Source organism: Streptomyces sp. NPDC002156, from assembly GCF_053593675.1.
In genome coordinates this window covers 1-11,266 of record NZ_JBSFDA010000248.1, presented here as the reverse complement: position 1 = coordinate 11,266, position 11,266 = coordinate 1, and the positions used below count along the sequence as shown (strand labels likewise).

The window sequence follows — 11,266 nt, the reverse complement described above, 5'->3', positions numbered from 1 at the left end:
AGGAGGCCCTGCCCGACCCGCTTACGGGTCATCTGCACGAGCCCCAGCGACGTGACCTCGGCCACCTGGTGCTTCGTACGGTCGCGGCCCAGGCAGCGCGATCCCGGCCGTCTCGGCGGCCTCGAGGGCGCGGGTGTCGAGGCCGCCCGCGGCGATCGCGCGCAGGAACGCGTGGGTCTGCACCGGGTGCTGGTCGGCCGCCGCGAGCAGGAGCAGCAGCCGGGTGTCGTCGGGCAGGGCGCGGATCTCCCGGCGGTGCTCCCGCAGGAGTTCGGGGGCGAGGGCGGCGGGTTCCGCCGGGAGCGGGTCGAGGCCGGCCGCCTGCCGTTCGGTGAGGAGCGGTACGAGTTCGGCGGCGGCGCGCGGATCGCCGTACGCGGCACAGAGGACGCGCACGCGGACGCCTTCGGGGAGCGGGGGGCCGAGCTGCTGCCACGCGTCCGTGAGCTGCGGTGGCGAAATGTGCGGCAGAGGCGGGGGATTCACCGAGGTCACCACACAACTCACGTTACTGGCGAGTTACAAGGTGCGTAAAGACCGGCGATTTCACCGATGCGGCGCGCGTAGACCCGGCCCGACACTCCAGCCAACCCCCGCCCGAATCTGGAGGCACCATGCAGCGCCGCACGCGACGCATCACGGCAGCCGTCTCGGCTGTCGTGTCCTCGATGCTTCTGTCCCTCTCGCTCACCGCGACGCCCGCCCAGGCCGCAACCCACAATCCGGTCGTTTTCGTGCACGGTCTCAGCAGTTCGTCGAGCAGTTGGAACGACTGGGTCGCCGACTTCAAGGCCGACGGCTACACGGCCTCCGAGCTGGACGCCTGGTCGTACTCGTGGTCCCAGTCGAACGTCACGACGGCCCAGCAACTGGCCACCGAGGTACAGAGAGTTCTGGCCGCGACGGGCGCCTCGAAGGTCGACCTCGTCGTCCACTCGATGGGTGCGCTGAGCGCCCGCTACTACCTCAAGAACCTCGGCGGAACGTCGTACGTCGACGACTTCGTCTCCACCGCCGGCACCAACCACGGGACGACGGTGGCCAGTTGGTGTTCCTGGCTGTACACCTCGTGTGCCGAGATGTACACGGGAAGTTCATTCCTGACCGCGCTGAACTCGGGCGACGAGACACCGGGCAGCGTGGCCTACGCCAGCTACTGGTCCAACTGCGACGAGGCCCTCACCCCGGACACCACCGCGATCCTGAGCGGCGCCACGAACGTCGAGGTCGGCTGCATCTCGCACGACGAGATGAACAACGACTACGGCGTCTACGAGCAGGTTCGCGACTTCGTCGCCTGATCCCGCCGCTCCACGGCGACAGCAGGGGTGCGCGGGTCCCGTAAGGGGGACAATCACGGTAAGGCCAGTCCTCCCCGGGAGGTCCCCATGCCGCTACGGTCCACCATCACCGGCTCCGGCAAGGTGCCACGGGATCCCGTGCACCATCCGCTGTTCGCCCGTTACTACGCCCGGTTCAGTGTGACCGCCGAGACCCGTATGGGCCTGGGCGGCGTACGGGAGCGGCTGCTCGCCGGGCTGTCCGGGCGGGTGATCGAGATCGGCGCCGGAAACGGGCTGAACTTCGCCCACTACCCGGCCACCGTCTCGGAGGTCGTCGCGATCGAACCCGAGCGCCTGCTGCGGAAGTTGGCCGTGGAGGCCGCTCTGCGCTCCGAGGTGCCCGTGGACGTCGTACCGGGTGTGGCGGAGGCGCTGCCGGTGAAGGGCGAGGCCTTCGACGCCGTGGTGCTCTCGCTGGTGCTGTGCGGCGTCCGGGACGTGTCCCGGACGCTCGGTGAGGTACGGCGGGTGCTGCGGCCCGGTGGCGAGGTGCGGTTCTTCGAGCACGGCGTCGGCGGTGGGCCCGCTATGCGGTTCGCCCAGCGCGCCCTCGACCGCACGGTGTGGCCCACGCTCGCCGGCGGCTGTCATGTGTCCCGGGACCCGGTGGCCGCGCTGCGGGACGCCGGGTTCGAACTCGGCCCGTACCGGCAGCTGTTGGTGCCCGAGAAGGGGCCCCGGCTGCCCGCCTCGTACTGCGTGCTGGGCAGCGCCTGGCGTCCCGTACAGCAGGAGGCAGAGCCGGGGACGAAGGCTTCATAGGCTCCACTGGCGCAGTTCGCGCGCGATGTCGTGCACCGAGGCGTTGCCGCTCTTCACCAGACGGGCCAGGTCGCGCACCTGCTCGGGCGAGGTGACGACCTTGACTCCGCTGGCGATGAGGTAGGCGTAGGCGACCGCGGAGGCGAAGAGCGCGTTGGAGCGCTCCAACGCGGGCACGTGCAGCAGGAGTTGGAGAAGGGCGGCGGCCCGGGCGTGCGGGTTGTCGTAGACGGGGACGTCGAATATCTGGGCCTCGTGGCGGGCGACGGCGGCGACCAGAGCGCCCCAGTCGGAGACCTGGGGGTCTCCGGGCGTCTTCCGTTCCGCGATCATGAGGAGCCAGGCGAGGTCGATCCTGAGGTTGCCGAAGTTGTCCAAGGGGTCAGTGACGACCTTCGCGCTTGCCTTCGCGGTCCGTGCCGAATTCCTCGGCGAAGACGTTCTCGTACTGCTTCATGAAGTCGGCGGCGGCCTCCACGAAGGTGTGGCCCGCCTCACCGGTGTCCTGTTTGACCAGTTCCTCGATGTAGCGGTTGACACTCATCCCGCGGGCCAGGGCCTGTTCGCGTGCCGCCCGGGCGGTGCCCTCGTCGACCCGGACGTTCAGCTGAGTCTTCGCCATACCTCGAAGCTAGCGCGAGAGTGCTAGCACCGGCAAGGCCGCCCAAGAGTGAAAAGGGATACCGGGTGTGCGCCTCGTCACACTACGCTCGGCGGGGACAAGGAACACGGGAGAGCCACCTAAGGAGGCAGCCTTGTCCACATCTGCTGCGGAGCACGCCCCCGAGCACGCGGAGGCGGACGGGACCGCGGCCCGGGCCCGCGCCCTGACCAAGGCGTACGGCTCGGGCGAGACGACCGTGCTCGCCCTCGACTCGGTCGACGTGGACATCGCGCGCGGGCGCTTCACCGCCGTCATGGGACCGTCCGGCTCGGGAAAGTCCACCTTGATGCACTGTCTGGCGGGGCTCGACACCGTCTCGGCGGGGCAGGTCTGGCTCGGCGACACGGAGATCACGGGGCTGAAGGAGCGCGATCTGACCCGGCTGCGACGGGACCGGATCGGGTTCATGTTCCAGTCGTTCAATCTGATCCCGACCCTGAACGCCGTCGAGAACATCACCCTGCCGATGGACATCGCGGGCCAGAAACCCGACCAGAAGTGGCTGGACCAGGTCATCGACACGCTGGGGCTGCGGGACCGGCTGAAGCACCGGCCGGCCCAGTTGTCCGGCGGGCAGCAGCAGCGCGTGGCCTGTGCCCGGGCGCTCGCCTCCCGGCCCGAGCTGATCTTCGCGGACGAGCCGACCGGCAACCTCGACTCGCGCGCCGGTCTGGAAGTCCTCGGCTTTCTGCGCGAGGCCGTCGACGACCTCGGCCAGACGGTCGTCATGGTGACCCATGATCCGGGGGCCGCCGCCCACTCCGACCTGGTGCTCTTCCTCGCGGACGGGCGGATCGTGGACGAGATGGCCCGGCCCACGGCGGAGGCGGTCCTGGAGCGCATGCGCCTGTTCTCCGGCGGCCCGTCCCAGGCCCCGGAGGCGGGCGAGACGTCCCTCACCAAACCCACCGACGAGGACTGACACCCCGTGCTGAAGGCAACGCTCAGGAGTTTCCTGGCGCACAAGGGCCGACTGCTGCTCTCCGCGCTGGCCATCGTCCTGTCCGTGGCGTTCGTCGCGGGCAGCCTGATCTTCTCCGACACGGTCACCCGTACCTTCGACCGGCTCTTCGCCTCCACCTCCGCCGATATCACGGTGACACCGCGCGAGGACTTCACGTCCCAGGTGCCGTCCGGCGAGGCCCTGACCGTGCCGGCCTCGCTGGCCAAGCAGGTCGCGGGCGTAGCCGGAGTCGAGGACGCCCACGCGGACGCATCGGTCGAGAACATCACCGTCGTCGACGACCGCAACGAGTCGGTCTCCCCGACCTCGGGCGCCCCCACCATCGCCACCGACTGGCACCTCACCGACCGCAGCCCCGTCGAACTCACCTCCGGCCACGCGCCCGAGGGCGACGGCGAGGCCCTGCTGGACGCGGACACCGCCGACAGCAAGGACGTGGGCATCGGCGACACGCTCACCGTCCAGGCGCAGCCCGGGTCGTTCAAGGTGAAGATCGTCGGCATCGCCACCTTCACCACCACCAACCCGGGCGCGGCGCTGATCTTCCTGGACAGCAGGACCGCCCCGACCATGCTGCTCGGTTCGCCGGACCGGGCCACGAGCATCTCGGTGACCGCCGCGAGCGGGGTGAGCGACGCGGAGCTGAAGGCCCGTATCGCGAAGCAGATCGGTACCACCGACTACGAGTTGGAGACGGCCGCCGAGCAGGCCGAGTCCGCCGCCGAGCAACTCGGCGGATTCCTCGACGTGATCAAGTACGTCATGCTGGGATTTGCCGGGATCGCCGTGCTCGTCGGGGTCTTCCTGATCGTCAACACGTTCTCGATGCTGATCGCCCAACGCACCCGCGAACTGGGCCTGTTGCGGGCGCTCGGCGCCGACCGGCGGCAGGTGCGCCGGTCCGTGCTGACGGAGGCGGTCCTGCTCGGCCTGATCGGCTCGACACTCGGCCTCGCCGCCGGGATCGGCCTCGCGGCCGGGCTGATCCGGCTGATGAGCGCCTTCGGCATGAACCTCAAGTCGGCCGACATGGTGGTGGGTTGGGCAACTCCCGTGTCGGCGTATGCCGTCGGCCTCGGGGTCACCTTCGTGGCCGCCTATCTGCCGGCCAGGCGAGCAGCCGTCGTCTCCCCCATGGCCGCCCTCTCGGACGCCGAAATCGCGGGCGTGGGGCGGCCGTTGCGGGTACGGGCGGTGGTCGGCGCGATCGTCGGGGCCCTCGGGGCAGCCGCACTCGTGGGCTGCGCCACGGCCAACGAGACATCGACATCGGCTTCTCTGCTGGGACTTGGAGTCGTCCTCACCCTCATCGCCACGGTCATCGCGGGCCCGCTGCTCGTCCGGCCGGTCATCCGGGTGCTCGGTGGAGCGTTCCCGGTGATCTACGGCCCTGTCGGCCGGATGAGCCAGCGGAACGCCCTGCGCAATCCCCGCCGTACGGGGGCCACGGCCGCCGCGCTGATGGTGGGCCTCGCCCTGGTCGGCGGAATGTCGGTGGCCAGCGCCTCGATGACCAAGTCCTTCGACCAGCAGATCGACAAGACGCTCGGTGCCGACTTCGTCGTGCAGAACGACAACTTCGTACCGTTCCCACAGGAGGTCGCCGACAAGGTGCGGGCCACGGACGGTGTCGGACTCGTCGTGCGGCAGCGGTTCGTACCGGTCGCGGTAAGCACTCCGGACGGCAAGCGCCTCGAAACCACGGCCGCCGGGTACGACGCGCAGCTGGACGACGTCGCCAAGGTCACCTACGTCCAGGGCGACACGGCCGCCGCGCTCGCGGACGGCAACCTGGCGATGTCCGCCGACTACGCCAAGGACCACGACGTCAGCCTCGGCACCGTCCTGCCGGTGGAGTTCCCCGACGGCGAACGGACCGAACTGAAGGTCGCCGCCCTCACCGACCAGGAGAGCGCCGAGGGCTTCGGCACACAGGGCGGGATCTACTTCGGGATCGCCGTCGCCGAGAAGTACGTGCCCGGCGGCCAGGAGTCCGCGCTGTACGTCAACGCCGTGAACGGCACCAGCGCGGACGAGCTGCGCCCGGCGCTGGAGCGGACACTCGAGCCGTATCCGCAGGTCAAGGTGCGTGACCAGGCCGACTACAAGGAGCTGATCCGCAACCAGATCGCGGTCCTGCTCTACCTCGTGTACGCCCTCCTCGGGCTCGCGATCGTCATCGCGGTGCTCGGCGTGGTCAACACGCTCGCCCTGTCGGTCGTGGAGCGCACCCGCGAGATCGGGCTGCTGCGGGCCATCGGACTGTCCCGGCGGCAGCTGCGCCGGATGATCCGGCTGGAGTCGGTGGTGATCGCCGTGTTCGGCGCGGTGCTCGGACTCGGGCTGGGGCTGGTGTGGGGTGTGTGCATCCAGCGGGTGCTGGCCTTGCAGGGCATGGAGGCGCTGGCGATTCCGTGGGGCACGATCGTCGCGGTGGTGGTCGGCTCGGCGGTCGTCGGGATCGTGGCGGCGCTGCTGCCTGCGCTGCGGGCGTCTCGGATGAACGTGTTGGCGGCTATCGCGCACGAGTAGCGCGCGGCGGGACCTTGGGGGGGCTCGGGGGCTCGGGGGTGGCTCAGGTGGTGTTGCCCGTGCGGGTTCGCTGTGGCTGGTCGCGCAGTTCCCCGCGCCCCTGGGCGGGAGGGAGGGGGCCTGCGGCCCCTCCCTCCCGCCCAGTCGTCCCTTTCCTTGAGGAGAGTTCATGGCGTTGCCGTTTCGGTTTGGGGTCAATCTGTTGGTGGCCGGGCCTGCCGAGGAGTGGCGGGGCAAGTGTCGGCGGGCCGAGGAACTTGGGTACGACGTGATCCTGGTTCCCGATCATCTCGGTATGGTCGCGCCCTTTCCGGCGCTGGTCGCGGCGGCCGGGGCTACCGAGCGGCCTCGTCTGGGCACGTTCGTGCTGAACGCCGGTTTCTGGAATCCCGCCCTGCTGGCTCGCGAGGTCGCCACCACGGATGCCCTGACCGGCGGGCGCCTCGAACTGGGGCTCGGCACCGGATACGTACGCGCGGAGCACGACACGGCGGGCCTGGCGTACGGGTCGCCGGGCGAGCGCGTGGATCATCTGCGGCGCACGGTCGAGGAGTTGGACCGGCTGCTCGGCTCGGACGAGCACCAGCCTCAGACGGTCCAGAAGCCCCGGGTGCCGCTGCTGATCGGCGCCAACGGCGACAGGATGCTGCGGCTCACCGCCGAGCACGCCGACATCGCGGCGTTCACGGGGGCGCGGCCGGTGCCAGGCAGTACGACGGGAATGCTGGAGCCGTTGACGCCGGACGAGCTGGACGAGCGGGTGACGGCCTATCACCGGCTGGCCGCCGGCCGGACCAAGCCCGCCGAGCTGAACCTGCTCGTCCAGGTGGTCGCCATCACCGACGATCCCGCTGCCGCACTGCGGCCCCTGCTGACCCGTCAGCCGCAGCTGACCGTGGATCAGGCCCTTGAGCTGCCGCTCGTCCTGGCTGGCTCCCTGGAGGAGATCGTCGGGCAGGTGCGGGCGGCTCGGGAGCGATACGGGTTCACCTACTTCACCGTCCTGGAGCCGAACATGGAGCCGTTCGGGAAGGTGATCGAGGCGCTCCGGGCGGAGTGAACGGAGCGGGGATGCGGCAGTCGTGTCGCCGCCGATCGGGTTGTGCGTACGGCGGCGCGCAGGCCGGGAAGTGACTGCCGATCAGACGATCAAATGCCTGGTCAGGGGCGTGTCGTCGGATCGGGAGGCATGACCTGACGGTGGGTCGGGTACCGCCGTGCGGGTCAGTCGGGTGGACGTCCCGAGTGGTGCGCCGGGCGGGACTGACTGACGGTGGATCACGTCGAGGCCGGGTTCCATCAGCTGACATCACGTCAGCGTCCCGGCAGCGGCGGAAGGACTTCGACCATGCGCTCTGCCCGCCTGCTCCTCGCTACCGCGACGGCCACAGCCGCTCTCGCGATCGCGGCCCCCGGCGCCCTCGCCGCCGACGGCGACTGGGACAACGGTGACTCTTCCTACAGCAAGGAGCACGACAAGGACAGCAAGCACGACAAGCCGAACGGTGGAATGCACACGGGTGGCGGCGCGCTCACCGCGGTGAACGAGGGCGACTGGAGCAAGGGCGACGACACCGCCGCCGCCGACGACACCAAGAAGGACTGGGAGGCCGACAAGGAGGACGCGGCCGCCGACGACGAGACCGCCAAGGACTCCGGCTCCTGGGACTCCAGCGACAAGGAAGAGGAGAGCAGCAAGGGCGACTGGGGCTCCAAGCACGAGAAGCCCAGCGGTGGCATGCACACCGGTGGCGGCGCCCTCGCGAACCCGGGTGTCACGGCCGGCGGGCTGGCGGCCCTGGCGGTCGTCGGCGCGGGTGCGTACACGATGCGCCGCAGGAACGCGGCCGACCAGGCGTCCTGACCGATGCCTGACATAGCAGCCGGGGCCGTCGCGTGCGCACATCCGCCTGTGCGCACTGCGGCGGCCCGGCCCGTTCGGTCCCCCCACGTACTTGTGCCCGTGTTCCAGTTAGGTGGTTCCCGATGGCAACCCGGTTGCCTTCCTTTCTCAAAGCCGCGTCCCTGTCGTCCAAGCGGCGCTTCCTTGTGCGTCTGAGCGCGTGGTCCGTCGTACTCCTGCTCCCGGTGCTGATCCTCTTCTCCGGAAACGACGAATCGTCCGACGACGACCGCGCACCCCGCGCCACGGCGGCGCACGCACCGTCCGCGTCGGTCTCGCCGTTCTCGTCCGCCTCGCCGAAGGCCTCGGCCGCGCCACCGGCCGGGAAGCATCTGCCGCGGGCCAGGCCGACGCGGCTGCTCATCCCGGCCATCGATGTGGACGCCCCCTTCATCGGCCTCGACATCGCCAAGTCGGGCCAGCTCGAAGCGCCGCCCGCCGACAACGTGAACCTGGTCGGCTGGCAGGCCGACGGTGTGTCCCCCGGTGAGAGGGGCACCGCGATCATCGCCGGGCATGTCGACACGGCGACCGCTCCGGCCGTGTTCGCCGACCTGAGCGAGCTGGACAAGGGCGACCGGTTCGCCGTCGAGCGCTCCGACGGGCGTAGGGCCGTCTTCGTCGTCGACAGCGCCGAGACGTTCGAGAAGGACGACTTCCCCGACCGGCGCGTGTACGGCGACACCCCGCAGGCCCAGGTCCGGCTGATCACCTGCGCCGGTGACTACGACCACAAGGCGAAGGACTACACCGAGAACCTGGTCGTCTTCGCCCACCTCGTCTGACCCGTCGGCGCCTGCCACAAGCCCACCTGGGTGATCAGCGGTGGCGGGCCGGAACACCCGCTCCTAGCTTCGGCATATGACCAGACGACAGATCACCCACCTCGTGTGCACCGCAGCAGTCGTGACCTCGGGGCTGGGTGCCGCAGCACCGGCGGACGACCGCACGGTGCATCAGGTACTCCGAATACACCGGGTCCAGCCCGGCGAGTCGATCCAGCGGGCCGTGGACGCCGCGCGGCCGGGGGACACCGTTGTCCTCTCCCCCGGCACCTACCGCCAGAGCGTCCGCATCACCGTGTCGGACCTGACCCTCCGGGGATCCATCGCCGGGCCGGCCGTCATCGTGCCCGGCCCCGCCGCCGACAGCACCTGTGCCACAGCGGGCAACGGCATCTGTGTGACCGGCACCAAGGCCGCCCCCGTCAAGGGGGTCACCCTGCGCTCGCTGACGATCCGGGGCTTCGCCAAGAACGGTCTGTGGGCGGCCTGGACCGACCGGCTGAAGGTCCAGAGCGTGACCGCCGAGAAGAACGGCCAGTGGGGCATCGCCCAGGAGAGGTCCGTACGCGGTGTGTTCAGCCGCAACCTCGCCAGGGACAACGGCGACGCCGGACTCTTCGTCGCCAACACCGTCGACCGGGAGGACGGCGCCCAGGACGCCAAGGGCACCGTCGTCAGCAACAACCGCCTGGTGGGCAACCGGATCGGCGTAACGGTACGACGGCTGCGGAACCTGACCGTCGAACGCAACGAGGCGACCGGGAACTGCGCCGCCGTGTTCGTCGTCGGCGACGAGGGCACCCCGCGCGCCGGGGCGATGACCGTGAGCCGCAACCACATCCACGCCAACAACAAACTGTGTCCGAAGACCCCCCGGCTGCCCTTCCTCCAGGGCTCGGGCATCGTCCTCACCGGCACCGAGAAGGTGCTGGTGACGAAGAACAGGGTCGAGGACAACGTGGGCGCCTCCCCGCTGTCAGGCGGCATCGTGCTGTTCAAGAGCTTCGTGGGCGCCCCCAACGAGAGCAACGAGATCCGCGACAACGTGGTGCTGCGCAACAGCACGGCCGATCTCGCCGACCGGGACACCGGCAAGAACAACACCTTCCGCGACAACACCTGCGGGGTCTCCGAACCCGCCGGAATGTGCTGACCGACCCGCTTCCCGACTCCCCCGCACGGCACAACGACAGAGGCGAGGCAAGACATGACGACCGTTGATCCGGCTCCCCCGGCTTCCTCCCCGGCTCCCCACGCTCCCCCACCACCCATGCGGCTGCGGGAACTCGTCTTCGGGGCGGCCTGCGCCGCCGCCGTACGCGCCGCCGCCCGGCTGGGCGTCGCCGACGCCCTCCAGGACACGCCCACGACCGTCGAGGACCTCGCGGCGGCGGTGAAGACCCAGCCCCGGACCCTGCGCCGACTGCTGCGCGCGCTGTCCTGCCAGGGCGTCTTCGAGGAGCGCCCCGACGGCACCTTCGTCCACACGGAGATGTCCCGGCTGCTGCGCGAGGACGACCCGAACAGCCTCCGCTACATCGCGCTGTGGTGCACCGAACCGTGGACGTGGAACGTCTGGCCCCAGCTGGACGAGGCGGTGCGCACCGGCCGGAACGTCTTCGAGGACATGTACGACCGGGAGTTCTTCTCGTACCTCAACGAGGAGGCCCCCGAGTCGGCGTACGTCTTCAACCGCGCGATGACGACGTCCAGCGAGCAGTCGGCGCGGGACGTCGCGAACCTCCTCGACCTGACCGGGGTGTCCTCGGTCGCGGACATCGGCGGCGGCCAGGGCCAGGTCGTGGCGAGCCTCCTGGAGAAGCACCCCGGGATGCACGGCACGCTCCTCGACCTGCCCGGAGTGGTGGGGAACGCCGATCCGCGGCTGCGCGACGGCGGTTCGCTGGCCGCGCGGGTGAGCATCGTGGCCGGGGACTGCCGTGAGGACATCCCCGTACAGGCGGATGTGTACATCATCAAGAACATCCTGGAGTGGGACGACGACAGCACCCGCAGGGCGCTGGCGAACGTCCGCAAGGCGGCGCGGCCCGGTGCCCGGGTCGTCGTGATCGAGAACCTCGTGGACGACACCCCGTCGATGAAGTTCACGACGGCCATGGACCTGCTGCTCCTGCTCAATGTCGGCGGTGCGAAGCACACCCGGCAGAGCATGGTTGACCGGCTGACGGACGCGGGCCTCGTCATCGGTGAGATCCGCCCGGTCAACGCGTATCTGCACGCCTTCGAGTGCACGATCCCTGGCTGACCCGCTCCCCGTACAAACCCCGAGGCCGGTATCGCGGAAGTCGCGAT

The 11,266-nt window shown here is 70.0% G+C and carries 11 protein-coding genes and 2 pseudogenes; 9 read left to right on the top strand and 4 right to left on the bottom strand.

Going from position 1 to position 11,266, the window contains the following annotated elements; all coding sequences use genetic code 11:
- Positions 1-95: pseudogene (locus tag ACWCRB_RS46415) on the bottom strand (ribonuclease E/G); the annotation flags it as partial.
- Between the two features lies 1 nt (position 96).
- Positions 97-498, bottom strand: a pseudogene (locus ACWCRB_RS46410) (LuxR family transcriptional regulator); the annotation flags it as partial.
- Positions 499-614: 116 nt separating this feature from the next.
- Here ACWCRB_RS46410 and ACWCRB_RS46405 point away from each other — a divergent pair.
- Together ACWCRB_RS46405 and ACWCRB_RS46400 are read left to right on the top strand one after the other, a co-directional pair.
- A complete protein-coding gene (locus ACWCRB_RS46405; protein ID WP_451001847.1) occupies positions 615-1,301 on the top strand; it encodes an esterase/lipase family protein in 687 nt (228 codons plus the stop codon).
- 87 nt (positions 1,302-1,388) lie between these two features.
- Positions 1,389-2,105 (top strand): class I SAM-dependent methyltransferase, encoded by a 717-nt coding sequence (locus ACWCRB_RS46400; protein WP_451001846.1) that lies wholly within the window; start codon positions 1,389-1,391, stop codon positions 2,103-2,105.
- Here the strand turns inward: ACWCRB_RS46400 and ACWCRB_RS46395 are convergent.
- A complete protein-coding gene (locus ACWCRB_RS46395) occupies positions 2,100-2,438 on the bottom strand; it encodes a fic family toxin-antitoxin system, toxin component (RefSeq protein ID WP_451001848.1) in 339 nt (112 codons plus the stop codon). The genes ACWCRB_RS46400 and ACWCRB_RS46395 overlap by 6 nt on opposite strands.
- A 49-nt stretch (positions 2,439-2,487) precedes the next feature.
- Positions 2,488-2,727, bottom strand: a complete 240-nt coding sequence (locus tag ACWCRB_RS46390; protein WP_450414890.1) for a toxin-antitoxin system HicB family antitoxin — start codon at positions 2,725-2,727, stop codon at positions 2,488-2,490.
- 133 nt (positions 2,728-2,860) lie between these two features.
- Between ACWCRB_RS46390 and ACWCRB_RS46385 the strand changes: the two genes are divergently transcribed.
- From ACWCRB_RS46385 to ACWCRB_RS46355, 7 genes are all read left to right on the top strand, one after another.
- Entirely contained in the window at positions 2,861-3,691 is an 831-nt protein-coding gene (locus ACWCRB_RS46385) for an ABC transporter ATP-binding protein (RefSeq protein ID WP_451001845.1), read from the top strand.
- Positions 3,692-3,697: 6 nt separating this feature from the next.
- Entirely contained in the window at positions 3,698-6,265 is a 2,568-nt protein-coding gene (locus ACWCRB_RS46380) for an ABC transporter permease (RefSeq protein ID WP_451001844.1), read from the top strand.
- Positions 6,266-6,434: 169 nt separating this feature from the next.
- Positions 6,435-7,325 carry an LLM class F420-dependent oxidoreductase gene (locus ACWCRB_RS46375; RefSeq protein WP_451001843.1) on the top strand — a complete coding sequence of 297 codons (891 nt, stop codon included), beginning with the start codon at positions 6,435-6,437 and terminating at the stop codon, positions 7,323-7,325.
- Positions 7,326-7,613: 288 nt separating this feature from the next.
- A complete protein-coding gene (locus ACWCRB_RS46370; RefSeq protein ID WP_451001842.1) occupies positions 7,614-8,129 on the top strand; it encodes a hypothetical protein in 516 nt (171 codons plus the stop codon).
- A gap of 122 nt (positions 8,130-8,251) precedes the next feature.
- A complete protein-coding gene (locus ACWCRB_RS46365; protein ID WP_451001841.1) occupies positions 8,252-8,953 on the top strand; it encodes a class F sortase in 702 nt (233 codons plus the stop codon).
- Positions 8,954-9,029: 76 nt separating this feature from the next.
- A complete protein-coding gene (locus tag ACWCRB_RS46360; protein WP_451001840.1) occupies positions 9,030-10,106 on the top strand; it encodes a right-handed parallel beta-helix repeat-containing protein in 1,077 nt (358 codons plus the stop codon).
- Positions 10,107-10,160: 54 nt separating this feature from the next.
- Positions 10,161-11,219, top strand: a complete 1,059-nt coding sequence (locus tag ACWCRB_RS46355; protein WP_451001839.1) for a methyltransferase — start codon at positions 10,161-10,163, stop codon at positions 11,217-11,219.
- The last annotated feature ends 47 nt before the right edge of the window (positions 11,220-11,266 follow it).